Origin of the sequence: Streptomyces sp. NPDC058457 (genome assembly GCF_042720695.1) — a bacterium.
Classification (GTDB): domain Bacteria; phylum Actinomycetota; class Actinomycetes; order Streptomycetales; family Streptomycetaceae; genus Streptomyces.
The window spans coordinates 1-23,430 of record NZ_JBHXLU010000058.1; the positions used below are offsets into that span (position 1 = coordinate 1).

Sequence of the window (23,430 nt, forward strand, 5' to 3'; positions counted from 1 at the left end):
TCGTCCTGCTGATCACGTTCGGATCCCTCGCCGCCGCCGGTCTGCCGCTGCTGGCCGCGATCATCGGCGTGGCCGTCGGCATGACCGGGATCATGGCTCTTTCCCAGACCTTCGGGCTGTCGGAGAACACCGGCACGCTCGCCACCATGCTGGGCCTGGCCTGCGGCATCGACTACGCCCTGTTCGTCGTCTCCCGCTACCGCGAGGAACGCGCCAAGGGCCACGTACCCCGGGAGGCGGCGGGTCTCGCCGTCGGCACGGCGGGCTCCGCGGTCGTCTTCGCCGGGCTCACCGTCGTCATCGCGCTGGCCGGACTCTGGGTCGTGGGTATCCCGATGCTCACCAAGATGGGGCTTGCCGCCGCCGGCGCGGTCCTCGTCGCCGTGCTGATCTGCCTGACCCTGGTCCCGGCGGTCCTGGGCTTCTGGCCGAACGCCGTGCTCTCGCGCGGCGCCCGCAGGAACTCCAGGCGATACCGCAGGAAGCAGCGCAAGACCGACAACGGCGGCTCGCGCTGGGCCAGGGCCGTCGTCCGCCTGCCGCTACCGGTGCTCCTGCTGGGCGTCGTGGGCCTGGGCGCGGTCGCCACGCCGGTGATGGACCTTCAGCTCGGCATGCCGGGCGACGAGGCCAAGCCCACCTCCACCACCGAGCGCCGCGCCTACGACGCGCTCGCCGAGGGCTTCGGCCCCGGCTTCAACGGCCCCCTGACGATCGTCGTCGACGCCAGGGGTTCCGACGACCCCAAGGGGGACGTAGCCACGGTCACGAAGGACATCGCCGCCACCAGGGGCGTCGTCTCCGTCTCGGCCGCCCGCTTCAACCAGGCCGGTGACACGGCGGTGTTCTCCGCCACGCCCGCCACGAGCCCGACCGACCAGAAGACCAAGGACCTCGTCAAGACCATCCGGGACGAGCGTCCCGGCATCGAGAAGGACGCGGGCGTGTCCTTCGAGGTGACCGGCAAGACCGCCCTGGACATCGACGTCGCCGAGAAGGTGCAGGCCTCGCTGGTGCCGTACCTCGCGGTGGTGGTCTCGCTCGCCGTCGTGCTCCTGCTGCTGGTCTTCCGCTCCCTGCTGGTGCCTCTGAAGGCGGCCTTCGGGTTCCTGCTCTCCGTCCTGGCGGCCCTCGGCGCGGTCGTCGCGGTCTTCCAGCAGGGTCATGGCGCGGACCTCCTGGGCGTGGAGTCCACCGGCCCGATCATGAGCATGATGCCGATCTTCCTGGTGGGCATCGTCTTCGGCCTGGCGATGGACTACGAGGTCTTCCTGGTCTCGCGGATGCGTGAGGCGTACGTCCACGGGGAGGCGCCCAAGCAGGCGATCGTCTCGGGCTTCCGCCACAGCGCCCGCGTGGTCGTGGCCGCGGCACTGATCATGATCGCGGTGTTCTCCGGCTTCATCGGCGCCGACGAGTCGATGATCAAGATGATCGGTTTCGGACTGGCCGTCGCGGTCTTCTTCGACGCGTTCGTCGTCCGCATGGCGATCGTCCCGGCCATCCTCGCCCTGCTCGGCCACCGGGCCTGGTACCTGCCGAAGTGGCTGGCCCGGCTGCTGCCGAACATCGATGTCGAGGGCGAGAAGCTGAGCCGCGAGGTGCCCGTCCCGACCGCTGGGACGACCGACGAGTCGCCCTCCGCGGAGCCCGTCGGGGCCCGCTGAGCCGGGGAGGGGCCGCCTGCTCGCGACGGCCCCTCCGCTGCTTCACCGGCGACTCGCGCACTGCCGGCCGGGATCCACGCCCACAGTGGGACCCGGCCGGTCACGTCCGTTCCGAACGCAACCGCTCGGCAACCCCCCTTGGGGGGCCACGGCATGGGCGGTGCGGTGCTGCGTGCGGTGAGGCTGTTCCTCCGGACGTTCATGCCCGCGGTGTGTGGGCCAGGTAGGCCAGGACGGCGAGGACCCGGCGGTGGCCGCTGTCGCTCTGCGGCAGGCCCAGTTTCAGGAAGACGTTGCCGATGTGCTTGTGGACGGCACGTTCGGTGACGACCAGAGTCCGGGCGATGGTCGCGTTGTCATGGCCCTCCGCCATCAGCTTCAGTACCTCCCGCTCGCGCGGGGTGAGCGAGTCCAGCGGCGAGTTCCTGCGACGGGTGAGGAGCTCGGCGACGACCTCCGGGTCCAGTGCGGTGCCGCCCGCCGCGACCCGCTCCAGCGCGTCGAGGAACTCGTCGACCCGGCCCACCCGGTCCTTGAGGAGATAACCGATCCCGTCGGTGCCGCCGCCCAGGAGTTCGGCGGCGTACGACTCCTCGACGTACTGGGAGAGCACCAGCACCGGCAGGCCGGGAATCGCCTGCCGTGCTTCGAGCGCGGCGCGCAGACCCTCGTCCCTGAAAGCAGGCGGCATCCGGACGTCGAGCAGGGCGATGTCCGGCCGGTGTGCCAGCAGCGCGGGCATGATCTCGGGGCCGCTGCCGGCGACGGCGGCGACCTCGTGCCCGGCCGAGGTCAGCAGGAGGACCAGCCCCTCCCGCAGGAGGGCGTTGTCCTCGGCGATCACCACACGCACGGCAGCTCCACTTCGATCACGGTCGGCCCCCCGACGGGGCTGGACACATTCATGGTTCCGTCGAGAGCGGCGACCCGTCGCCGCATGCCGGGCAGCCCCGAGCCGCCGCTCTCTCCCCCAGAGCCGAATGCCTGGGAGGTACCCTCAGCACCGCCGCGGCCCTCGTCCCGGACTCGGACACGCAGCCCGCGCCGGGCCCGGACCAGCCGGACCTCGGCGCGGGTGACCCCGCTGTACTTGGCCACGTTGGTGAGCGCCTCGGCCACCACGAAATAGGCCGCCGCCTCCACGGCCGCGGGCGCCCGCACCCCCTGGTCCAGGCCGCCGTCGTCCAGGGCGACCTCCAGTCCGCTGCTCGCCGCCAGCGCCCGCAGCGCACCGGCCAGGCCGCGGTCGGTCAGGATCGGCGGATGGATGCCGCGTACGACGTTCCGCAGCTCCGCCAGCGCCTTCTCGGCCTGGGCCTGGGCCTCGTCCAGCAGCTTGAGCGCGGTCTCCGGGGCACGGCCGTAGGCGCGTTTGGCGAGCCCGATCCGCATGGACAGCGCCACGAGTTGCGCCTGCGCCCCGTCGTGCAGATCGCGTTCGATGCGGCGCAGTTCGGCGCCGTGCGCGGCGATCGCGTCGGCCCGCGTCCGGGCCAGCCGCTCCACCCGGGCCGTCAGCAGCGCCTCCGGGGACGGCTTGAGCAGGGCGGTCGACCAGTCGGCCTCCAGGTCCGCGAGCCGCACGATCAGCGGCAACACGACCGCCTTCCGGCGCAGCAGGCCGCACCACATGCCGTCGACGACCAGTCCCACCGGCCACAGCGGCACAGCGAGGGCGAGCAGGGCGCCGTAGAACCAGTAGGCCACCATCCACCGCAGATCCCTGCGGGTGCCGGGGTCCCGTACCGCGGTTGCCACCCGCTCGCGCACCGTGCCGGTCAGGGGGCGGTACACCTCGGGGATCTTCACGCCGGTCCAGTCGGCGGTGAGGTTCCGCTTGGCCCCCGCGATCCGCCGGACGAGCAGGACCGTCTCGGGCAGCAGCCAGACACCGACCAGTGCCAACGTACCGACGGCGGTGATCAGCAGCACGGTGATGAAGATCCACGTGCCGAACGCCATGAGCGCCGTCAGAAAGAGGTGGGCTGTGGCCCTTCCGGCGCGCTGCACCGATTTCCACATGGCAGGAAGCTAAATGATGTAGTTGAGTGAGGCAAATATCGCTCGTGGCAGGCGAGTTCCCGGGCACCTCCTTCGCTCCGAGGGTGTAGTGGGCTACACCGTCGGTTCGGGAGTCCGCTCCCGTGTCCCGACCGGTGAACGACGGAATCGTGGGAGGCCCAGACCACGAGAGCTCCGAGCTCCCCGCACCAGAGGAATGCGATGAAGCCGAAGTCGCTGTTCGCCACCCTGAAGTCGTTCGTCGCCGACCTGCTGCTCTGGTCGTTCTTCGTGGCCGGCATGGCCGCTTCCGCAGGGGCCGGCGCGGTTCTGGACGGTACGGACAAGAACGTCGCCACGATCGTCGGCGCCGCCGTGTCGCTGCTGACGGGTACACGCATCGCGAAGAAGCCCAGGATCAAGGCGTTCCTGTCGACACGGCCGGTGCTGTGGTTCCTGTTCCTGTTCAACGGCGTCGTGGCCGTGGCCTCCTACTTCCTCATCGACGGTGTGAAGGGCGTGGCGACCGCCGCCGCGATGGGCCTGGTCGCGCTGGGAGCGCTCGGAGGGCTGGTGACAGGCCGCCACAGGGTCGGGAGCGCAGCCGGTCGGCCCGTACCGGACACCCGCGTCACCAGCAGGTAGGGACCGGAGCACGGTCCTGGCACTGCGATCCGCCACCCGCGTTCACCCCACCACCGGCTCCACCAACACGCACCGGACGGTACGAGGAAGGGACACACCCATGACCGCACGCCGCCACCATCGCATCACTGCCGTCGCCACCGCCGCAGCCGCTGTCGTGCTGACCGCGACACTCGCCGCAGGCTGCGAGTTCGACGACTCGCTGGACTGCCTCTCCAGCGCCGACACCATCGCCGACAGCGTCACCGCCATCCACACAGCGGGCGCGGACGCGATCAAGGATCCCACGCGGACCCAGGAGTCCATCGACACCATCGAGAAGAATCTCGACAAGATCAACGACAGGACGGACGACAACAAGGTCGACGATGCGGTCGATGACCTGAACAAGGCCATCGCGAACTACAACAAGGCCATCCTGAACGGCGACACCGACCCGGACAGCAGCAGGATCGACGCGGCGGCCGATCGGCTGAAGGACATCTGCACGTCGTGAACGGGTGCCGTGGACACGGCCGCCTGCGAGACACTCGTCCTCAGTGACAGGTGTCTTCAATGAGGAGTGACGCATGACCACGGTAGGTATCGCCACGGGCGCCGCCAGCGGGACCGGAGAGGCATGCGCCAGGCGCCTCGCCGATGTGGTGGATGTGCTGTTGCTCGCCGACGGGAACGAAGCGGCTGTGGCCGCGGTCGCGAAGGACCTGTCCGGCCACGGGAAGCGGGCCCTCGTCGAGCCCTTCGCGGTCGATGTCACCGACCGGGAGGACCTCGCCCGGCTCGCCGACCGGGTCAGGGCGGCCGGCACGCTCCGGGCCGTCGCGCACGCCTACGGCATCCCGCCCGAGGAAACCGACTGGCGCCGGATCATCGAGGCCGACTTCGTCGCGGCGGCGCTGCTCACCGAGACGCTCCGGCCACTCGCCACGGCCGGTACGGCGTTCGTCTACCTGGCCTCCGTGTCTCCGCTGATCGCGCACATCGAGCCCGACCCGGCGGTGGCGGCCGTCCTGGACGATCCGTTGCAGGAGGACTTCCTCGACCGTATCCGGGAGGTGGTCGGTCCCGCCGTCGAGGATCCGGCCTGGGCGTACCCGTGGGCCACGTACGGCGTGCACCGCCTGACCCGCGCGGAGGCCGTGCGGTTCGGCTCCGTGGGCGCCCGCGTGTGCTCGCTGTCGCCGGGTGCGATCGACACCCCGCAGACCCGGCTGGAGGCGGCACGGCACGCATCGATTCGACAGCTCATCGAGCGCACGCCACTGGGCCGCGTCGGCCGGTACGAGGAGGTCGCCGCCGTCGCCGCCTTTCTGCTGTCGGACGAGGCGAGCTTCGTGAACGGCGTCGACATCGTCGTCGACGGCGGCCTGTGCGCCTCGCTGCGGGAGGACTGACGGAGATCTCGACGGGTCCGCCTGATCGACGGCTGCGCCTCGGTCGCCGTGCGCTCGGCGGGGCGACCGAGGCGCCTGTCATCGGCCGGCGGTGGCCTCCCACTCGGCCTCGGGGTCGAGGGGCAGTCCGGGCTGGTCGCGCTTGAACTCCTGTGCCTGTTCCTCGACCTTGGGCAGGGCGTGATCAGGCGCGCCGAAGCCGCGGAACAGGGTCGCGCAGTACTCATGGGACAGGAACTGCGCATCCCACTGCCCGTCCGGCTTCACCCACTGGTACGTGTGGTTGTGCAGGTTGAGGAACTGGAGGGTGGCCAACCGGGGCGACATGGTGCGGAACACGCCCTGCTCCATGGCCTGCGAGAGCAGGTCCGAGATCAACTGCTCGAAGTCGGAACGCTGGGCGAGCAGGGTCTTGAGCTCGTCGCCGCTGAGACTGCGATAGTCGTGTTCGTAGACCCAGATGTGGTCGAGCCTGCGGAAGATGATCGTCAGCAGCGACTCCGACAGCAGACGCAGGCGCAGCAGCGGGTCCATGTCGAGGTCCGCGATCTGCCGCGCACGGGACAGCAACGGCCCCATGACCCGCGACTGGATTTCGACCAGCAGGTTCTCTTTCGAGCCGATGTAGTAGTACAGGGCTCCCTTGGCCAGCCCGACCGCGCGCCCCAGGTCGTTGATGGAGGTCGCGGCGTACCCTTGCTGAGCGAAGAGGGAAGCCGCGATGTCAATGATCTTCTGGCGTCTGACCTCGAAACCCGGTCCATGGCCTGGCGGTCGTGGCATGGATTCACTCCCCGCGTGATGTGGCGACATGTCGATGGGGATCGACTCCCGTGCCCACGTCGGATGCCTTTCGGTATATCCGGGGGAAGCGGACCACGGGGCGCCGCTTGCTTTTACTGGACCAATCGGTACATTAAACCATGAAAACCCGTCGTCTCAAGCCCGCACCGGCTGTCGGAGCATGGCAACGGCGCGCCGGGTCTGCGGTGCCGGCGCTCCAGCGCACCGACACCGGCTCCGGACGCCTGGACGACCTGGCGCAAATGTACCGCCGCAGGTGACGTGTCCGACGGTTCGAGGGCCGGGTCTCCGAACTCCACGAACCCTACAAGGCGACGGAGTTCCCCGGGTTCCCGCATCCGTGGACGGGGCAGTGGGTCCGCCGCCGGGATCCGGTCCGCCCCTTGCACGTCCGCCGTGGGCCCGGCCGCTCGGGCAGGACTGGTCGGGCCCACGGCGGACCCCGGTCGAGTCCGTGGTTCAGACGGTCGCGACCGGTGTCAGCGGACTGCCCTGGGTGCCGGGCAGGTTCAGCGGGGGAGCCGTCAACAGGAACCTGCTGCGGCCGTGCTCGCGCAGCCAGCCGGCCAGCTCGTGGAGGTACCACAGTTCGCCGAGGGGGACGCCCAGCTTGAACAGGCACAGGTGGTGGATCGGCAGCAGCGTGTGCGGGCCCTGGGCCTGTGTGACGCCCACGCCTTCGACGGCATAGTTGTCCGCCACCAGTGCCGAGATCTGCGACTCGGTGATCCACTCGAGCAGCGCCGGGTCGTCGGCGTCCAGGTAGGCGGCGGTCTGATGGATCGCCACGGGGTCGGGGTTCTTGTTCCAGGCGAGGATCTGGGTGGCGAAACCGGTGTGCAGCAGCAGCATGTCGCCGGGTTCCACGACGACGTTGTCCGCGGCCATGATGTCCTGCAGTGTCCTGAAGTTCACCGCCTGGTAGCCCGTGCCCAGGTGGTGTGCCAGGTCGACCAGGACGCCCCGGCCCTGCACGCCGTGCTCTGCCATGTGTTCCAGGCCCAGGTGACGGGCGTGGCTGAGGCTCCCGCTGCCGTCGCCCTTGGCGTCCTCCTGCGGTCCGACGATGTCGGTGCCCGCGCGGTATCCGTTGTAGTAGACGGGCTCGGCCACCCCGTCTCCGTCGGTGTCGAACTCGGCGCCCTGATGGGCGAGGGCGTCCCACTGGGTCGAGTACTGCAGCCAGAGGGTGACCACGTCGTCGGACCACACGTCGATGAGCTCGGGTGAGATCTGTTCACGTGCGACGACGTTGTAGAAGACGTCCTGCTTGTGCGCCAGGTCCTCGGTGGGCCTCAGAATCGGCGGATAGCGCCGCTGGTTCATGGCAGAGCCGCCGGGATAGTCGAGCGGCAGGCTCAGGCCGAAGCTGATTCCGTGCTCGACCTCACGCACGCCCTGGAGGACTTTCTCGGAGGTCAGCAGGTTGATGCGGCCCAGCTCGTCGTCGTCACCCCAGTCGCCCCACGTCGAGCCCGGCGGACGCTGCTTCCAACGCTTCGTCACGATTACGCCTCCTTCGGCGACAGTCCCGATGACAGCCGTGGGCATGCTATTCAGATTGTACCGATCGGTCAATGAGTTGGGTTTAATGCGAATCACCTCTCCCATTTCCTTCTGTCGCAGTAATAGACTGAGTGGTCGAAAGAAGTGGTGGGGTACTGCTGCCGAGCGCAGGCCCGTCCGACCTTGGAGAGAGAATGAGCGAAGCCACACAGGCGTGGGTCGCAGAGGGTGTGCGCGCCGTGATCGGGGCCCACGCCCAGGCCCAGGACGCCGGCCGTACCGATGAGGTCGTCGCGTTGTACACGCCCGACGGAGTTCTCGAGGTGCCGGGCATGGATACCGTCGAGGGCCACGACGGTATCCGGGAGGCCTTCAAGGGCTGGGCTCCGACGCGGCCGCAGCTGCACGTCGTGACCAATACCGTCGTCACCTCCGCCGCCGAGGACGAGGCCACGGCGGTGAGCGACGTGGTCTTCTTCCTGCGCGCGGAGCCGGGCTGGGCACCACAGCTCGTGGGCCGCTACGACGACACCTTCCGCCGCGTCGACGGCACGTGGCTGTTGCACCGCCGCAGGACCACCTACCAGGCCTAGCTTCCCGCCTCGACCCACTCCGCCCGTCGAATCCGCCCTGGGAGAGAAGAAGACAGATGACCATTTCCGCCGAAGCAGTCCTGGCCGGTGTACAGACCGCCATCGCCGCCTACGCCCACGCCATCGACGCGGGCCGCACCGAGGCCATCCCCGACCTGTTCACCGAGGACGGCGTCGCCGAGATCACCGGTCAGGGCACCTTCGAGGGCAGGGAGGCCATCGGCAAGGCCTACGCGGCGTTCACGCCGCAGGCTCCGCAGCTGCACCTCGTCGGCAACACCCTCCTGACCTCCCCTCCCGGGGACGAGGTCACCGCCAGCAGCAACCTGGTGTTCTTCGTCCGGGGTGAGGAGGGCTGGGCCGTCCAACTCGTCGGGACCTACGAGGACACCCTGGTCCGCGTGGGTGACGTGTGGAAGTTCCGCAAGCGGGTCACCACCTTCAAGTAGCCCGAACGCAGAACGGCCGTGCCACCGACCCACTTCCCGTCAGGATCGGCGGCACGGCCTCGGTCTTCCCTTCGGCCGCCCGGCACCGATCGACACTCCGGGGACTCGGCGTGAACGAACTGGCGCCGCAACAAGTCGAGTTCGCCTCGGATTCGCTCCGCAAGAGCACGCCGGGCGGCTGTCAGGAAGGGACGGGGACTGCGCTCGTGTGTGGATTGCGGAGCTGTGTCTCCAGCCTCGCCGGGCGTTCGTGACACCGCAACACTGCGCCTGTGCGTTTCCGGTCGGCGAAGACCCACAGGCGCAGCACGGCGAATCGCCCGATGCCCGCGAGCCCTGAGGCGCTGAGGTAGACGACCTGCTCCCACATCACCCCCGTGGACGGCCGCACGGCGTGCAGGACGAGCACCGCGGCCGAGGTCAGGGCGTAGGCGGCGGTGGCCGACCCGGCCGACTGCCAGTGCTGCCGCCACCCGGCACGCCGCCCGGTCCCGAAGGTGAAGCGTGCGTGGAGCTCCGTGCACAGGAGGGTCGTCGCGACCGTCACCAGCGCGTTCGACACCGCCCAGGGCATCGAGAGGGCGAGCAGCGTCACGGCTGGGCCGGAGGCGAGACCGACACCTCCGCCACACGCCACGAACCGGACGAACGAAGCCAGCGGTCCGGGGGTGTCCGGAGACCGGCGCGTCACCGGCACGAACGACGCTGTCCGTGCCGTCACCGGCTTCGACGGGAGCGTCGGGGTCATGGTGTCTTCCTTCCGGACGGAGCGTTGCGAACCGCCGTGAGCGGCTGGTTTCAACGATCCCGTCGCCTGCGGATCCGCACGAGGACGTGGGCTCCCCGACCGGAGGTGTAGCCAGCTCCACCGACGCAGATGGAGACCGGGCCGAAGATCGGCACTTGCCCCCGTCGACCGGTCGAACCGCCCGGCGCACGCGTGGCCGGCAGGCCGCCCGCCGGACCGTGCATCATGTGCTGGTGCTGGTGCTGGTGCTGGTGCTGGTGCTGGTGCTGGTGCGGTGCCGGTGCGGTGCCGGTGCCGGCGCCGAAAGAGAGGACCGCGGATGAAGGCGCTCGGGAACGACGCGGCGGCCGATACGGCAACGATCCGAACGGGCCGGCCACGCGCGACGTCGCGCGCCGTACTCGAACGACTGGGCTTCGAACTCTTCGCGCGGCAGGGGTTCGACGGTACGACGGTCGACGACATCGCCGAGGCGGCGGGTATCGGCCGCCGCACCTTCTTCCGCTACTTCGCCTCCAAGAACGACCTCGTGTGGGGCGACTTCGAAAAGCAGCTGGCCAGATTGGAGGCCCCGCTCGCGGCGGCTGATCCGGATGTGCCGATGATGGACGCGTTGCGCAAGGCGGTCGTCGAGTTCAACCGGTTCGACCCGGCGGTGGTGCCCTGGCACCGGCAGCGTATGACGCTCATCCTGCGGGTGCCGACACTGCAGGCGGACTCGGCCGTGCGCTACGCGTCATGGCGGGCGCTCGTCGCCGAGTTCGCCGCGCGGCGCCTGAACCGGCCGGTGTCCGACCTGCTGCCCCGGCTGATCGGCAGTACCGTCCTGGCCGCGTGTGTCGCCGCGTACGAGCAATGGCTCACCGACGAGGACGCCGACCTCTGCTGTCTGCTGGATCTGGCCATCCGTCAACTCGCCGCCGGATACGGGGAGTCTGCCCTTCGGGCGTAGGGCCGATCACGTCGCGGGGCCGGGTCCGTGGACGCCGGGGCGGTTCAGGTCAGACCACGCCGCATGGCGTCGGCGATCACCTCGCCGACGAGGACGGCGGTGGCTGCCGGTCCCCGCAACGGAGGCGTCGGCAGGATCGAGGTGTCCGCGACACGCAGACCGTGGACGCCGTGCACCCTGCCGTATGGGTCGACCGCAGCCCGGGGATCGTCCGCAGGGCCCAGGGGGACCGTCCCACAGGTGTGATGCGCTGTACCGAGATGCCCGAGGATCCACTGGTCGAGCAGGAGGTCGTCCTCCAGCACTGCGGTCATCGGCTCCGTGAGACCTCCGCAGACCTCCCTGAAGTCACTCGTGCCGGCCAGCTCGACGGTGACACGGACCGCTTCGCGCATGCGCCGCCGGTCCGCCGCGGTCGCCAGATAGCCGTAGGCGAGGCTCGGAGGTGTCGCGGGATCTGCGGAACGGGTCTGCATCCGGCCGCTCAGCCGCGGTGTCTGGACGGAGACGAGGAACGCCAGAGGCGCGCCGGGGACGGACACCTTCCCGCGGGTCAGCCCGGCCATGGGGACGAGGGACTGCAGGATCTCCAGGTCGCCCGGATGGCTCCCGTCCGAAGAGCTCAGGTGCAGGACTCCGCCGAGCCATGAGCCGGAGGGCGCCCCCATGGGCCGCCGGGGCATCCACTCCAGGACCACTTGAGGATGGTCGCCGAACCTGGCTCCGACGGCGGGAGCGTCCCTGACGACGGCGATCCCGAGGGCCTCCAGGTCACGGCGCGGCCCGATGCCCGACAGGTGGAGCAGCTGGGGAGAGCGGAACGCCCCCGCGCAGAGCACGACTTCGCCGCCGCGGAACACTTCGCGGTGCCCATGGCGCTCGACCTCCACGCCGGTGGCGCGGTTCCGTTCGACGATGACCCTGCGGACCGTACTGTCTCCTTCCACCCGGAGGTTGGGGCGGTCCAAGGCACCCAGCAGGTAGCTGATGCCGGTGTTGACGCGTACCCCGTCCACGGCGTTGGACGGCACCGGGCCGAACCCCGGCGGGTCCTGGGCGTTCTTGTCCGGCTCCGCGGGGAAGCCCAGCCGATGCGCGGCCGCCCGGAACGCGAGGGCGGCGGGATGGCGGAGTTCCGTGCGACGGACGCGTACCGGCCCGCGGTCGCCGTGCAGTGCGTCGGCACCGTGGTCGAGGTCGGTCTCCAGAGCGCGGAGAAACGGAAGCACCCGGTCGTACGACCAGACCGCGCCGCCCACGTCCGCCCAGCGTTCGAAGTCGGCCCGCCGGGCGCGGACGAAGTACCCGCCGTTGACGGTGGTCGAGCCGCCGAGCCAGCGCCCCCGGACGACCCGGTACGGACGCGTCGGGGTGAGGTGCACGTCGTACGGCAGGAGGGCCGGGTGACCGGGCTGTGCGCCGGGCACGAGCCGCGCGTCCAGCAACTCGGGTGCGAACGCCGACGAAGTACGCGGCACAGGGCCTGCCTCCAGCACCAGCACGGTGCGGCCGGGGTCCTCGCTCAGCCGTGCCGCGAGAGCGGCACCGCTGCCGCCGGCGCCCACCACGATGACGTCCGCGCCGCGTGCCCCGTCGTTCCCGTGCTCCGTCCGCCTCATGGACACGTGATTGAAGACGCGCCGACCTCTGCGGGCGGTGACGTGTCCCGCTGACCGGGACAGCCTCGGGCGCTCGGCGTACCGGTGACCTAGCGTCAGATGTGCCAGACGAGTCGGCGGTGCGGACCACCCTGGTTTTGACACCGGGTGCCATTGGCTCGCCCCCTCATCCGAGGGAGAGTCCGCAGCGTGCGACCGTGAAGCCGTAGGAAGCCAGGGAGAGTCGCATGAACGAACTCCGCTCCACCGTGCCCCAAGAGGCGGCCTTCGACGCCGAGCACGACCAGGCCGGTGCCCCGCCACCGCTCATCGAAGCCGAGGACCTCCTGGAGGAGATCTCCATCGACGGCATGTGCGGCGTCTACTAGGCGTCGCCGGATGACACGGCTGGACCTCGACCGCGCCTGGGACCTGCATCCGCAGGTCTCGGTGCGCCCCGAACCCTTCGGCGCGCTGCTCTACCACTTCGGCACCCGAAGGCTGACCTTCCTCAAGGACCGCCGGCTGCTCGCGGTCGTACAGCACCTCGTCCACGCCCGGACGGCCCGGGCCGCCTGTCTGGCCGCCGGCGTCGACGAGGGCGAACTGGCCCGGTACGGCCGTGCCCTGGCCGCACTCGCCGACGCGTCGATGCTCGTCGGAAGGATCACATGACCACCGCACCCACGGCCCTCGGGCCCACGCCCCGGACGCCACGGCTGGTCGACCTGTTCGAGCACGGACTCGACGCCCCGATCTGCCTCACCTGGGAACTGACCTACGCCTGCAACCTGGCCTGCTCCCACTGCCTGTCCAGCTCCGGCCGGCGCGACCCGAGGGAGCTGAGCACGGCGGAGGCCGAGGCGGTCATCGACGAACTGGAGGCCATGCAGGTCTTCTACGTCAACATCGGCGGCGGCGAGCCCACCGTCCGCCGCGACTTCTGGGAGCTCCTGGACTACGCCACGGCTCACCACGTGGGGGTGAAGTTCTCCACCAACGGCATCCGGATCACTTCCGAAGCCGCCGGGCGGCTCGCCCGCAACGACTACGTGGACGTCCAGATCTCGCTCGACGGCGCGACGGCCGACGTCAACGACGCGGTACGCGGGCCCGGTTCGTACGCCACGGCGCTGCGGGCGCTGGAGCACCTAGCCTCCGCCGGAATGCGCAACTTCAAGATCTCCGTGGTCTGCACCCGGCACAACATCCCCCAGCTCGACGACTTCAAGGCACTTGCCGACCGCTTCGGAGCCCAGCTGCGCCTGACCCGGCTGCGCCCCTCCGGACGCGGCGCGGACGTCTGGGACGACCTGCACCCGACGGCCGCGCAGCAACGCGAGCTCTACGACTGGCTGCTCGCCCACGGCGACGACGTGCTGACCGGGGACTCCTTCTTCCACCTCTCCGCCTACGGTCAGGCGCTCCCCGGCCTGAACCTGTGCGGTGCCGGGCGGGTCGTCTGCCTGATCGACCCGGTCGGCGACGTGTACGCCTGCCCGTTCGCCATCCACGAGGAGTTCCTCGCCGGGAACGTCCGCGAGACCGGCGGCTTCGCCGGAGTGTGGCGGGACTCCGAGCTGTTCCGGCGGCTGCGCGCCCCGCAGCACGGCGGAGCCTGCGCCTCCTGCGCGTTCTACGACACCTGCAAGGGCGGATGCATGGCCGCGAAGTTCTTCACCGGCCTTCCGCTGGACGGCCCGGATCCCGAGTGCGTGCAGGGACACGGCGAGCAGCGGCTCGCGGGGGGCCGGGGCGGCCGTCCACGCCCGTCCGCGGACCATTCCCGGCGCCCGCGGCCGGTGGACCTGGTCCTCACCCGCCGCGAGGATCCGGTCCGGCCTCCGGTGAGCGACTGCGCCCAGGACCCGCTGGCCGGGCTCCGACTGACCTGACGACCGATCTCCGAGGAGTGGCAGATGCGACGCCGGAACCCCTGGTTCGAATCGGTCGCCGAGGCACAGCGACGGGCCGAGAAGAGACTGCCGAGCACGGTCTACGGGGCGCTCGTCGCGGGCTCGGAGCGCGGGCGGACGATCGACGCCAACATCGCGGCCTTCGCCGAACTGGGCTTCGCCCCACGGCTCGTGGGCCACCACGCGGAGCGCGATCTGTCCACGACCGTGCTGGGCGTACCGACCGCCCTTCCCGTCCTCGTCTCACCGACCGGCGTGCAGGCGGTGGACCCGGAAGGGGAGGTGGCCGTGGCACGCGCCGCGGCCGGGCGGGGCGTCATCATGGGCCTGAGCTCGTTCGCGAGCAGACCGGTGGAAGAGGTCACCGCCGCCAACCCGAACACCTTCTTCCAGCTGTACTGGAGTGGTACCCGGGATGCGATGGTGCAGCGCATGGACCGGGCCAGGGCGGCGGGCGCCAAGGCGCTGATCGTCACCCTCGACTGGTCCTTCTCCCACGGACGGGACTGGGGGAGTCCGGCCATCCCGGACCGCATCGACTGGCGAACCGCGCTACGCCTCACCCCCGACGTCCTGCCCCGCCCGGGCTGGCTGTGGAGGTATGCGAGGTCCGGCCGTGTCCCCGACCTCACGGTGCCCAACCTGCGGCCACCCGGCGGCGACGCCCCCACGTTCTTCGGCGCCTACGGCGAATGGATGCAGACCACGCCGCCGACCTGGGAGGACGTCAGGTGGCTGCGGGAGGAGTGGGGCGGGCCCTTCCTCCTGAAGGGCGTGACCCGGCTGGACGACGCCAAACGGGCCGTCGACGCCGGGGTGTCGGGCCTGTCGGTGTCCAACCACGGCGGGAACAACCTGGACACCACTCCGGCCGTCATCCGGGTCCTGCCCTCCGTCGCGGCAGCGGTGGGCCACCAGGTGGAGGTCCTCCTCGACGGCGGCATACGGCGCGGCGGGGACGTGGCGAAGGCACTCGCCCTCGGCGCCCGTGCCGTGCTGATCGGCCGTGCCTACCTCTGGGGCCTCGCGGCGAACGGACAGGCCGGTGTCGAGAACGTGCTGGACATCCTGCGCGGCGGGCTCGACTCGGCCGTGCTGGGCCTCGGGCACTCCGGCGTCGACGAGTTGGGACCCGGGGATCTGGTGATACCACCGGGATTCTCGCTGACCTTGGGCGGCGGGGACCTCCCGGCGCCGCCCGAGGCCGTCCAGGCCCACGCCGAATCACCGGTCGCCTGAGCATGCCGGAGGACACCGGCGTGCGAGACCTCTCGGACGCCGTCTGGCCGGCCGTACCGTCCGGTGCACTCGTCCTGGTTCCGGTCGGGTCCACCGAACAGCACGGCCCGCACCTGCCGTTGGACACCGACACCGTGGTCGCCCACGCGGTCGCCCGGCGCACGGCCGACGCCCTCGCCGGCGGACCGTACGGCCAGCCGCTGGTGGCACCGCCGCTCGCGTACGGCGCCAGCGGCGAACACGCGGACTTCCCGGGCACCGTCTCGATCGGGCACGAGGCGCTGCACGCGGTGATCGTGGAGCTGGCGCGCTCGCTGTTCCGGTGGGCGGGCCGCGTCGTGTTCGTCAACGGCCACGGCGGCAACACGGCCACCCTCGGCACGGCCGTCGGCCTGCTGCGTGCCGAGGGCCACGACGCCGCCTGGACCTGCTGCGAGGTACCGGGCGGCGACGCGCACGCCGGCCGGGCGGAGACCGCACTGCTGCTGTACCTGACACCCGACCGGGTACACCTCGACGACGCCGTCGCCGGTGACACCCGGCCCCTTTCCGTCCTCCTGCCGGAGCTGATGGCCCGGGGCGTCCGCGCGGTCTCCTCCTCCGGTGTGCTCGGCGATCCCGCCGGTGCCTCGGCCGAGGAGGGCCTTCGGGCGATGGAGGCGATGGTGTCCGCAACCGTCGGCCGGATCAGCGCGTGGACCTGCGACGACCGGGGCCGTCTCGGCGATCCGGCCCGCCCGGAGGCGGTAGACCCATGACACTTCCCATCGGTTTCGTGGTCGAACTGGACCGGCACACCCGGGTCATCGACGGGGGCAGGGCTCTCCTCGGCGGGTTCCCGACCCGGCTGCTACGGCTGACGCCGCGGGCCCGGCGGCTCCTCGTGGACCGGACGATCCCCGTACGGAGCGCGGCGAGCGCGTTCCTCGCGGACCGGCTGCTGGCGTGCGGCATGGCCCACCCCGTGGCCGCATCGCTGCCCGAACCCCCGGACCCCCGCTGCACGGTCGTGATCCCGGTCCGGGACCGACCGCGCCAACTGGACCGGCTGCTGCGGAGCATCGGCACGGACCATCCGGTGATCGTGGTGGACGACGCCTCACGCCGCCCGGCGGCCGTGGCCGCCGTCGCCGCCCGGCACGGTGCCCGGCTGGTCGCCCTGACCACGAACGTCGGACCTGCCGGCGCCCGCAACGCCGGGCTCCGGCTCGTCACCACCCCGTATGTGGTCTTCGCCGACTCGGACATCGTGCTCGACGCCGACACGGTCCCGACCCTGCTGCGGCACTTCGCCGATCCCCGGGTCGCCATGGCCGTACCACGCATCACCGGCCTGCCCAACGCCGCCACGACCTGGATCGAACGGTACGAGAACGGCCGGTCCTCCCTCGACCTCGGCGCACGTCCGGCGCCTGTGCACCCCGGCACGCCCGTGTCCTGGGCGTCCTCGGCCTGCGTGGTCGCGCGGGTGGACATGCTGGAGGAGGGCTTCGACGACCGCATGCGGGTGGGGGAGGACGTCGACCTGTGCTGGCGGCTGGTCGAGGCGGGGCTGCGGGTGCGCTACGAGCCGGTGGTCCGGGCCGCCCACGAGCATCGCGTGCGCATGGCGGACTGGCTTCTGCGCAAGGCCGTGTACGGCACCGGGGCCCATCCCCTCGCCGAGCGGCATCCGGACTTCATCGCGCCCGCGGTGTTCGCCCCGTGGAGCCTGGTGTTCGTCACCGCGCTGCTCGCCCAGCGCCGTTGGTCGGTGCCGGCCGCAGGGGCCGTCCTGGGAGTGGTCACCGTGCGCATCGCCCACAAGCTGGACGGCACCCGGCATCCGCACCGGCTCGCCGTGCGGCTCACCGCCAACGGCGCCCTCGGCACCTTGTCGCAGGCCTCCGCGCTGCTGACCCGCCACTGGTGGCCGCTGACGGTCGTCGGCTGCACCGTGTCCCGCCGGGTGCGCAGAGCCACGGCGGTGGCGGCTCTGGCCGACATCGCACTGGAGTACCGACACGAACAGGTTCCTCTCGACCCCATCCGCTACGCCGTCGCCCGCCGTCTGGACGATCTCGCCTACGGGGCCGGCGTGTGGCTCTCGGCCCTGCGGGGCCGCTCCACCGGCGCGCTGCGGCCGCGCATCACCCGCTGACACGAGGCCGACCCGACATTCCGTACCCTCAATTATTGACTCGACCGATCGGTACAGTTAACTTCGTATGCAAGCCCGGGTGAGTCCTGCACGAACGACGAGGTTCGAAGAGGGGTACTGCCTGTGTTCAAGGAATTTGTCGTGTCCGGTGACTCGCACATCATCGAGCCGGTCGATCTCTTCAAGACCCGGCTGCCCAAGCACCTGCGTGAACGAGCTCTGTGGGAAGAGGAGTTCACCCTGGACGAGCCGATCGTCCCGGGCGGTCACACGGAGTTCAAGAAGCTCCACACCATCGGCTTCGACGGCTGGACCATCTCCAAGTACCGCCAGCACGGCGGTCAGACGCCGGACGGCGAGCCGGAGCACATCATCCGCGACATGGATCTCGACGGCGTCGACGCGTCGGTCATGTTCCCCAACCTCTCGCTGTTCGTCCTGTTCACGGACGACCACGAACTGTCGATGGCTCACGCGCGCGTGTGGAACGACTACATCGCCGAGCGCTACCTCCCGCACCGGGACCGCCTGCGCCCCACGGCGGCGATCCCGCTCACCCGCATCCCCGACGCGGTCGCAGAGATCGAGCGGTGCGCTCGGCTGGGGATCGGCGCGATCCTGCTGCCCGACATCCCGCCGGTGCCCTACTGGTCGCCGGAGTACGACCCGGTGTGGGCCGCGGCCCAGGCGAACGGGATGCCGGTCTTCTTCCATGTCGCCACCGGCGGGGTCAAGGTCAGGGAGAACGTCTCGGAGACCGCGGTCACGGTCCGGGGCCTGATGACCTCCATGAACATGGGCAAGGGCCAGCTGACCGACGCCATGGTGGCGAGCCGCACCATGAGCGCCGGTGGCGGCGGGGCGGCCGGTCCGCAGGGGATCATCGCCGACCTGGTGGCCGGCGGCGCCTGCGAACGCTTCCCCGACCTGCACTTCAACCTCATCGAGTACAGCGCCGGCTGGCTGGTCTCCTACATGGGGTTCATGGACAAACTCTGGAAGACCGGCACCGGCCAGGACCCCGACTGGTGGCTCGGCTTCTGGGACGACTCGCGCTCGCCGAAGGAACAGCCGGCGATGGGACGGCTGTTCGCCGTGAACAGTCGCTGGCCGCACCCGCTCAAGCCCAGCGAGTACGTCCGGCGCCAGATCCATGTGCAGTTCGCCGACGACCCCACCGCGGTCAAGGCCCGCCACATCACCGGCCTGTCGACGATCATGTGGGGCAACGACTACCCGCACGCGGAGGGCACCTTCCGCAGCAGCGCCGACTGCGTCGCCGAGAACTTCGTGGACGTCCCCGACGCGGACCGTGCGGCGATCCTGGGCGGCACGCTCGCCGGGATCGTGGGCTTCGACACGAGCCGGAAACTGGCCCCCGTCCCGCAGGGCACCTGAACCGCGGCCGAGTGACGGACCGGCCTCGGCGCGACCGGGCTGCGGGGCCGGCTCTGCAGACGGCCCCGCCCCCCGTTGATCTCAGCCTACCGAAGCATCCTTAAAAAAGTGCACTCATCAGGACGGAAGATCGGTCTCGGTGGAGACGAGCTGATCACGCTCGGGATCGACAGCGGGGCGCTCTGACGAACGTACGACGAGAGGAGTCGCGATGACCACGACACTCGAACCCGACGGAACCCACGACGGTGTCGCCGCCTACCACTTCGACAACCGGCTCGGCGGGCCGGTGCTCAGCCACCAGAACCGCTGGGACGAGATGGCCGCCGCGCACTCGGGCTTCCGCAGCACCGTCGCCCGCGGACACTGGGTCGTCACGGACGGCCCGGCGGTGCAGAAGGCGCTCCAGGACTGGCGCACCTTCTCCAACAAGTCGGTGACGGCACTCGATCCGGATCCGACGTTCCTGTGGATCCCCGAGATGCTGGACCCGCCCGTGCACACCGTGTGGCGGCGGCTGCTGGGCCACTACTTCTCTCCGAAGACCGTCGCCGCCCGCGAGCCGGAGATCCGCCGGGTCGCGGGCGATCTGATCGACGCGCTGAAGGAGCGCGACGGCGCCGACGTCCTCGACGAGTTCGCGCGCCGTTTCCCGACCCTGATCTTCATGCGCCTGATGGGGCTGCCCGAGGAGGACCTGCCCACCTTCCTGGACTGGGTGCACGAACTGCTGCACCTCTCCCACAGCGAGGACCCGCACGGCAGCAGGCGGCTGGCCGCCATGCGGGCGGTGTCGGCGTACTTCGAGGAGCAGATCGCGCTTCGCCGTTCGACTCCGCGCGACGACCTGCTCTCCCACGCCATGACCTGGACCGTCGACGGCACACCGATCAGCGACCGGGACATGCACGCCTTCTGCGTCCTGCTCTTCCAGGCCGGCCTGGACACGGTCCCGATCTCCATCGGCTGGGCGCTGTACCACTTCGCGACGCATCCGGAGCAGCGCAGGGCGATCCTCGCCGACCCCTCGCTCATCGCCACCGGCGTGGAGGAGACCCTCCGGGTCTACTCCTTCGTCGTCCCGGCGCGGAAGGCGACGCGGGACGTCGAGGTCGGCGGCTGTCCGGTGCGGGCGGGCGAGATGGTGATGCTCCCGCTGGCGGTCACCAACCGCGATCCCGACCGGTTCGACAACCCGAGCGAAGTGGACCTGCGTCGCAAGGCCGTCAACCACATCGCGTTCGGCTCGGGCCCTCATCGCTGCCTGGGGTCGCACCTCGCCCGCCTCGAACTCAACGTGGCGGTCGAGGAGTGGCACCGCCGCATCCCCGACTACCGGATCGCGCCCGGTCAGGATCTCTGGCAGCACGGCAACATGTACGGCATCAAGTCGCTCCGCCTGGAGTGGTGAGGCGCAGGGGCTCGCGTGCGGTCGTGGCGAAATGAGGGCACTCCACTTGTGGCACCGTCTCGTCCCTCGGGTGCGGGGACGCATAGACTCGGGAGCCGCGAGAGCCACCGGAGGAGTGACCCATGGCGACTGCCGTCGATCGCGAGTTCGCCGACGGCGAGACCGGTGCCGCGGTCGGCAAACTCGCCGCGCAGACCGCACTGCGTATCGAGGCCACCGTGATCCGCCGGGGCTGGCCGGTCGGCGAGTCACTCGGCTCCGAAGCGGACCTGCGGGAACGCCTGGGTGTGAGCCGCGCCGTGCTGCGCGAGGCCGTTCGACTGGTCGAGCACCACCAGGTCGCGAGGATGCGGCGCGGCCCGGGCGGCGGACTGATCGTCCGCGCCCCCGACGCCGGACCCGCTACCCGGGCCATGGTGATCTGTCTCGAGTACGTCGGCACCAGCGTCACGGACCTGCTCCAGGCCCGCCGGCTGCTGGAGCCCATCGCCGCGGGACTCGCGGCCGGGCGCATCACCGAGGACGGGATCGCCACCCTCCGCACGGCGCTCGACGACGAACTCACGCACCTGGACGACCCGTCGGTCCACTCGCAGGAACCACTCCACCCGATGCTCGGCGAGCTGTCGGGCAATCCCGTGCTGCATCTGTTCATCGACGTCCTCACCCGCCTCACCGCCCGGTACGCGCACACCTCCCGTCGGCTCTCCAGGGCGGAGACGCGTGCGGCGAAGGAGTTCTCGCACCGGGAGCATCGCGCGGTCGTCGACGCCGTGATCGCCGACGACGGTGCTCGTGCCCAGACGGAACTCACCGCGCACCTGGAGTCGGTGACCGCCTGGATCGCGAAGCACCGCGTGCGCCGCGGCCGACGCGTCGCGGGGAACGTCGTCGAACCCGAACTGGTCGAGGGCCCGAGGGCCAAGCTCGCCGAGGTCGTGGCGGCCCGGATCCATGACGACATCGCCGCGCGGGGCCGGCAGATCGGGATGGTGCTCGGTTCGGAGGCGGACCTGCTGGCCAGGTACGGCGTCAGCAGGGCCGTGCTGCGCGAGGCCGTCCGGCTCCTCGAGTACCACTCGGTCGCCCGGATGCGCCGGGGCCCGGGCGGCGGGCTGATCGTCACGGAGCCCGACCCCCGGGCCAGTGTCGACACGATGGCGCTCTTCCTCGAATACCAGGGCGTCACGGCCGACGACCTGCGGATCGTCCGCAACGCCATCGAACTCGGCGTCGTCGCCAGGGTGACCGCCCGGCACGCCGAGGGCGACACGGAGGTCGCCGAGCGCCTGTCGAGGGCCGTGCGGTGGACCACGGAGGGCCCGGCCGACGAGCCCCGCAAGGCCGACCTCTTCCACTCCGAGCTGGCGGACCTGGCCGGCAACCCGGTGCTGTCGCTCTTCCTCGACATCATCACCGAGCTGTTCCGCCGGCACGCGTCCGGCCACGACCGGCCCCTGCCCGGTGACAGGGCCGCCGACGAGGTGCGCCACGTCCACCAGCGCATCCTCGACGCGATCCTGCAGGGGGACGCCGGGGTGGCACGGCACCGAATGCGCCGTCACCTGGACGCGCTCATGCCCTGGTGGCACTGATCCTGCCGCCCTCGACCCACGTCCCTTCGCCCGATAAATAAGTATCCTGAATATCGAAGCAAGCCCGGTAGAACGGAGTAGCTGAGTGAAGATCACCATCGATGCGGCGCAGTGCTCCGGGCACGCGCGGTGCGCGGCAGCGGCGCCCGGACTCTTCCGTCTCGACGACGACGGTTATGCGCTGCCCTACGACGGAGACGTCCCCGAGGACCTGGAAGAGGCCGCCCGGGACGGCGAGTCGGCCTGCCCGGAGCGAGCGATCACCGCAGGGTGACGCCGTGAACGCGCGAGCCCCACGGCCTCGGGCCGTGGGGCTCGGTCATGCCCGGTCGCTCAGCCGGCAGGCTGCGGCGGCGGCGTGAAGTGGTGCCCCCAGAACGCGCCGTCGGTGATCTCGTAGACGGGGACGGGCTCCGGCACCTTCAGGCCGTTCCAGCCGAACTCCACGGCATAGTTCTCCGGTGACCACACGTAGAACGACACCATGTGGTCGTTCGTGTGCTTGCCGAGGCTGTGCATCATCGGCACCTCGTACGTGCCGGCCCGGTCCAGGGCGCGTCCGACGTCGTCCAGCGTCGCCGCCTCGACCATGAAGTGCAGAAGGCGCCCGGGGCCCGGCATCGGGGTGACGCCGAGGGTGTGGTGCCGGGGATTGCAGCCCATGAACCAGGTCGTGCCGCCCGGCGAGCGCATGGTGTTCCGCTCGATGAAGCCGAGCACGTTGACGTAGAACTCGAACGTGGTCCGTGTGTCCTCGGCGGAGACGATCGCGTGCCCGAACCCCATGTCCCCGGTGACGAACTTCGACACCAGGGGAGTGTGCACGGGCACGTGGTCGAGGACGGTGCCGTAGAAGAGCTCGACCGGGTTGCCGCCGGGGTCGTTGAACTTGACGAAGCCGGTGACCTTCCGGTCCGCCGCCTCGGCCTCGGTGCCGGGCGTCACCTTGATCCCGGCCTTCTCGACGTCCGCGACCAGGCGTTCGAGCTCGCGCTCGTCCAGGACCTCGAAGCCGAGCGCCGTCATTGCGGGCTGGGCGCCCGGGGAGACGACGATACGAGCCGGGTAGTCGTCCATCCGGAAGGACAGCGACTCGGAGCCGCCGCCCTCGACCGGCATGAGCCCGAGGAAGTCGGCTCCGAAAGCCTTCCACTTCGCGATGTCGTTGGACTCGAGCCTCAAGTACCCGAGCGAATGAACTCCCATCCGACTCTCTCCTTCACGCTGGTCAGTCCGGGGCGGCCAGGGCCCCGGCTCCTCCATATGCGCGACGGTAGGCGCTTCGGTGCGCCCGCCGCCCGGGGCCGTCCCACTGACCGGGAGAGACGGGAACGATCGACGGCGGCCGACCGGGACCGGGCCGGCACGCGAGGA

At 70.5% G+C, this 23,430-nt stretch carries 25 protein-coding genes; 18 read left to right on the top strand and 7 right to left on the bottom strand.

Translation table 11 applies throughout. The features are described from left to right. Positions 1-1,667 (top strand): MMPL family transporter (locus tag ACFWPS_RS34840; RefSeq protein WP_383712652.1); only part of this gene is annotated, 1,667 nt, incomplete at its 5' end. A 199-nt stretch (positions 1,668-1,866) separates the two neighbouring features. On the opposite strand, the gene ACFWPS_RS34845 is transcribed toward ACFWPS_RS34840, so the two are convergent. Beyond that, the gene (locus ACFWPS_RS34845; RefSeq protein WP_383712654.1) at positions 1,867-2,520 is read right to left on the bottom strand and encodes a LuxR C-terminal-related transcriptional regulator; all 654 of its coding nucleotides are present in this window, start codon (positions 2,518-2,520) and stop codon (positions 1,867-1,869) included. After that, a complete protein-coding gene (locus ACFWPS_RS34850) occupies positions 2,508-3,689 on the bottom strand; it encodes a histidine kinase (protein WP_383712656.1) in 1,182 nt (393 codons plus the stop codon). The genes ACFWPS_RS34845 and ACFWPS_RS34850 overlap by 13 nt, the downstream gene beginning before the upstream one ends. A 201-nt stretch (positions 3,690-3,890) precedes the next feature. Here ACFWPS_RS34850 and ACFWPS_RS34855 point away from each other — a divergent pair, with 201 nt between their 5' ends. The 3 genes from ACFWPS_RS34855 to ACFWPS_RS34865 all read left to right on the top strand — a co-directional run bounded on the left by ACFWPS_RS34855 (position 3,891) and on the right by ACFWPS_RS34865 (position 5,707). Further along, on the top strand, positions 3,891-4,313 hold the full coding sequence (locus ACFWPS_RS34855) for a hypothetical protein (RefSeq protein WP_383712659.1): 423 nt from the start codon (positions 3,891-3,893) through the stop codon (positions 4,311-4,313). 100 nt (positions 4,314-4,413) lie between these two features. After that, positions 4,414-4,809, top strand: coding sequence for a hypothetical protein (locus tag ACFWPS_RS34860; protein WP_383712662.1), 396 nt, complete (start codon positions 4,414-4,416; stop codon positions 4,807-4,809). A gap of 73 nt (positions 4,810-4,882) precedes the next feature. Further along, complete coding sequence (locus ACFWPS_RS34865; protein WP_383712665.1) at positions 4,883-5,707, top strand: SDR family oxidoreductase; 825 nt, start codon at positions 4,883-4,885, stop codon at positions 5,705-5,707. Between the two features lie 78 nt (positions 5,708-5,785). On the opposite strand, the gene ACFWPS_RS34870 is transcribed toward ACFWPS_RS34865, so the two are convergent. After that, entirely contained in the window at positions 5,786-6,490 is a 705-nt protein-coding gene (locus ACFWPS_RS34870) for a TetR/AcrR family transcriptional regulator (RefSeq protein ID WP_383712667.1), read from the bottom strand. Between the two features lie 480 nt (positions 6,491-6,970). Then, on the bottom strand, positions 6,971-8,017 hold the full coding sequence (locus ACFWPS_RS34875) for a cyclase family protein (RefSeq protein ID WP_383712669.1): 1,047 nt from the start codon (positions 8,015-8,017) through the stop codon (positions 6,971-6,973). Between the two features lie 194 nt (positions 8,018-8,211). On the opposite strand from ACFWPS_RS34875, the gene ACFWPS_RS34880 reads away from it, so the two are divergent. Together ACFWPS_RS34880 and ACFWPS_RS34885 are read left to right on the top strand one after the other, a co-directional pair. Next, a complete protein-coding gene (locus ACFWPS_RS34880) occupies positions 8,212-8,610 on the top strand; it encodes a nuclear transport factor 2 family protein (protein ID WP_383712672.1) in 399 nt (132 codons plus the stop codon). 56 nt (positions 8,611-8,666) lie between these two features. Then, positions 8,667-9,059: a nuclear transport factor 2 family protein gene (locus ACFWPS_RS34885; protein ID WP_383712675.1), complete on the top strand. Its 393-nt coding sequence runs from the start codon at positions 8,667-8,669 to the stop codon at positions 9,057-9,059. Between the two features lie 181 nt (positions 9,060-9,240). On the opposite strand, the gene ACFWPS_RS34890 is transcribed toward ACFWPS_RS34885, so the two are convergent. Then, positions 9,241-9,807 carry a GtrA family protein gene (locus ACFWPS_RS34890; protein WP_383712678.1) on the bottom strand — a complete coding sequence of 189 codons (567 nt, stop codon included), beginning with the start codon at positions 9,805-9,807 and terminating at the stop codon, positions 9,241-9,243. 155 nt (positions 9,808-9,962) lie between these two features. Here ACFWPS_RS34890 and ACFWPS_RS34895 point away from each other — a divergent pair, with 155 nt between their 5' ends. Together ACFWPS_RS34895 and mftR are read left to right on the top strand one after the other, a co-directional pair. Further along, positions 9,963-10,130: a hypothetical protein gene (locus tag ACFWPS_RS34895; protein ID WP_383712681.1), complete on the top strand. Its 168-nt coding sequence runs from the start codon at positions 9,963-9,965 to the stop codon at positions 10,128-10,130. Next, on the top strand, positions 10,127-10,759 hold the full coding sequence (gene mftR, locus ACFWPS_RS34900) for a mycofactocin system transcriptional regulator (protein WP_383712684.1): 633 nt from the start codon (positions 10,127-10,129) through the stop codon (positions 10,757-10,759). The genes ACFWPS_RS34895 and mftR overlap by 4 nt, the downstream gene beginning before the upstream one ends. A 44-nt stretch (positions 10,760-10,803) precedes the next feature. Here mftR and mftG read toward each other — a convergent pair whose 3' ends face one another. Next, entirely contained in the window at positions 10,804-12,378 is a 1,575-nt protein-coding gene (gene mftG / locus ACFWPS_RS34905) for a mycofactocin system GMC family oxidoreductase MftG (RefSeq protein ID WP_383712687.1), read from the bottom strand. Positions 12,379-12,605: 227 nt separating this feature from the next. On the opposite strand from mftG, the gene mftA reads away from it, so the two are divergent. The 10 genes from mftA to ACFWPS_RS34955 all read left to right on the top strand — a co-directional run bounded on the left by mftA (position 12,606) and on the right by ACFWPS_RS34955 (position 22,330). Next, positions 12,606-12,746 (top strand): mycofactocin precursor MftA, encoded by a 141-nt coding sequence (gene mftA, locus ACFWPS_RS34910; RefSeq protein ID WP_383712690.1) that lies wholly within the window; start codon positions 12,606-12,608, stop codon positions 12,744-12,746. A gap of 10 nt (positions 12,747-12,756) precedes the next feature. Further along, on the top strand, positions 12,757-13,032 hold the full coding sequence (mftB, locus tag ACFWPS_RS34915) for a mycofactocin biosynthesis chaperone MftB (RefSeq protein ID WP_383712693.1): 276 nt from the start codon (positions 12,757-12,759) through the stop codon (positions 13,030-13,032). Beyond that, the gene (mftC, locus tag ACFWPS_RS34920; RefSeq protein WP_383712696.1) at positions 13,029-14,252 is read left to right on the top strand and encodes a mycofactocin radical SAM maturase; all 1,224 of its coding nucleotides are present in this window, start codon (positions 13,029-13,031) and stop codon (positions 14,250-14,252) included. The genes mftB and mftC overlap by 4 nt, the downstream gene beginning before the upstream one ends. Before the next feature lie 24 nt (positions 14,253-14,276). Next, a complete protein-coding gene (gene mftD / locus ACFWPS_RS34925; RefSeq protein ID WP_383712699.1) occupies positions 14,277-15,512 on the top strand; it encodes a pre-mycofactocin synthase MftD in 1,236 nt (411 codons plus the stop codon). Positions 15,513-15,532: 20 nt separating this feature from the next. Continuing rightward, positions 15,533-16,270: a mycofactocin biosynthesis peptidyl-dipeptidase MftE gene (gene mftE / locus ACFWPS_RS34930; RefSeq protein ID WP_383712701.1), complete on the top strand. Its 738-nt coding sequence runs from the start codon at positions 15,533-15,535 to the stop codon at positions 16,268-16,270. Further along, positions 16,267-17,652, top strand: coding sequence for a mycofactocin biosynthesis glycosyltransferase MftF (gene mftF / locus ACFWPS_RS34935; protein WP_383712704.1), 1,386 nt, complete (start codon positions 16,267-16,269; stop codon positions 17,650-17,652). Before mftE ends, mftF begins: the two co-directional genes overlap by 4 nt. A 141-nt stretch (positions 17,653-17,793) precedes the next feature. After that, positions 17,794-19,050 carry an amidohydrolase family protein gene (locus ACFWPS_RS34940; RefSeq protein WP_383712707.1) on the top strand — a complete coding sequence of 419 codons (1,257 nt, stop codon included), beginning with the start codon at positions 17,794-17,796 and terminating at the stop codon, positions 19,048-19,050. A gap of 211 nt (positions 19,051-19,261) precedes the next feature. After that, positions 19,262-20,461 carry a cytochrome P450 gene (locus tag ACFWPS_RS34945; RefSeq protein WP_383712709.1) on the top strand — a complete coding sequence of 400 codons (1,200 nt, stop codon included), beginning with the start codon at positions 19,262-19,264 and terminating at the stop codon, positions 20,459-20,461. Positions 20,462-20,583: 122 nt separating this feature from the next. Further along, on the top strand, positions 20,584-22,056 hold the full coding sequence (locus tag ACFWPS_RS34950; protein WP_383712712.1) for a FadR/GntR family transcriptional regulator: 1,473 nt from the start codon (positions 20,584-20,586) through the stop codon (positions 22,054-22,056). Between the two features lie 85 nt (positions 22,057-22,141). After that, positions 22,142-22,330: a ferredoxin gene (locus ACFWPS_RS34955; protein WP_329530373.1), complete on the top strand. Its 189-nt coding sequence runs from the start codon at positions 22,142-22,144 to the stop codon at positions 22,328-22,330. Positions 22,331-22,389: 59 nt separating this feature from the next. On the opposite strand, the gene ACFWPS_RS34960 is transcribed toward ACFWPS_RS34955, so the two are convergent. Then, on the bottom strand, positions 22,390-23,262 hold the full coding sequence (locus ACFWPS_RS34960; protein WP_383712715.1) for a VOC family protein: 873 nt from the start codon (positions 23,260-23,262) through the stop codon (positions 22,390-22,392). Between the last annotated feature and the right edge of the window lie 168 nt (positions 23,263-23,430).

Coding starts and splice junctions, on each gene's coding strand:
- ACFWPS_RS34850 (WP_383712656.1), bottom strand. CDS start 3,689: ATGTGGAAATCGGTGCAGCGCGCCGGAAGGGCCACAGCCCACCTCTTT.
- ACFWPS_RS34855 (WP_383712659.1), top strand. CDS start 3,891: ATGAAGCCGAAGTCGCTGTTCGCCACCCTGAAGTCGTTCGTCGCCGAC.
- ACFWPS_RS34860 (WP_383712662.1), top strand. CDS start 4,414: ATGACCGCACGCCGCCACCATCGCATCACTGCCGTCGCCACCGCCGCA.
- ACFWPS_RS34865 (WP_383712665.1), top strand. CDS start 4,883: ATGACCACGGTAGGTATCGCCACGGGCGCCGCCAGCGGGACCGGAGAG.
- ACFWPS_RS34870 (WP_383712667.1), bottom strand. CDS start 6,490: ATGCCACGACCGCCAGGCCATGGACCGGGTTTCGAGGTCAGACGCCAG.
- ACFWPS_RS34880 (WP_383712672.1), top strand. CDS start 8,212: ATGAGCGAAGCCACACAGGCGTGGGTCGCAGAGGGTGTGCGCGCCGTG.
- ACFWPS_RS34885 (WP_383712675.1), top strand. CDS start 8,667: ATGACCATTTCCGCCGAAGCAGTCCTGGCCGGTGTACAGACCGCCATC.
- ACFWPS_RS34890 (WP_383712678.1), bottom strand. CDS start 9,807: ATGACCCCGACGCTCCCGTCGAAGCCGGTGACGGCACGGACAGCGTCG.
- mftR (WP_383712684.1), top strand. CDS start 10,127: ATGAAGGCGCTCGGGAACGACGCGGCGGCCGATACGGCAACGATCCGA.
- mftG (WP_383712687.1), bottom strand. CDS start 12,378: ATGAGGCGGACGGAGCACGGGAACGACGGGGCACGCGGCGCGGACGTC.
- mftA (WP_383712690.1), top strand. CDS start 12,606: ATGAACGAACTCCGCTCCACCGTGCCCCAAGAGGCGGCCTTCGACGCC.
- mftB (WP_383712693.1), top strand. CDS start 12,757: ATGACACGGCTGGACCTCGACCGCGCCTGGGACCTGCATCCGCAGGTC.
- mftC (WP_383712696.1), top strand. CDS start 13,029: ATGACCACCGCACCCACGGCCCTCGGGCCCACGCCCCGGACGCCACGG.
- mftD (WP_383712699.1), top strand. CDS start 14,277: ATGCGACGCCGGAACCCCTGGTTCGAATCGGTCGCCGAGGCACAGCGA.
- mftF (WP_383712704.1), top strand. CDS start 16,267: ATGACACTTCCCATCGGTTTCGTGGTCGAACTGGACCGGCACACCCGG.
- ACFWPS_RS34945 (WP_383712709.1), top strand. CDS start 19,262: ATGACCACGACACTCGAACCCGACGGAACCCACGACGGTGTCGCCGCC.
- ACFWPS_RS34950 (WP_383712712.1), top strand. CDS start 20,584: ATGGCGACTGCCGTCGATCGCGAGTTCGCCGACGGCGAGACCGGTGCC.
- ACFWPS_RS34960 (WP_383712715.1), bottom strand. CDS start 23,262: ATGGGAGTTCATTCGCTCGGGTACTTGAGGCTCGAGTCCAACGACATC.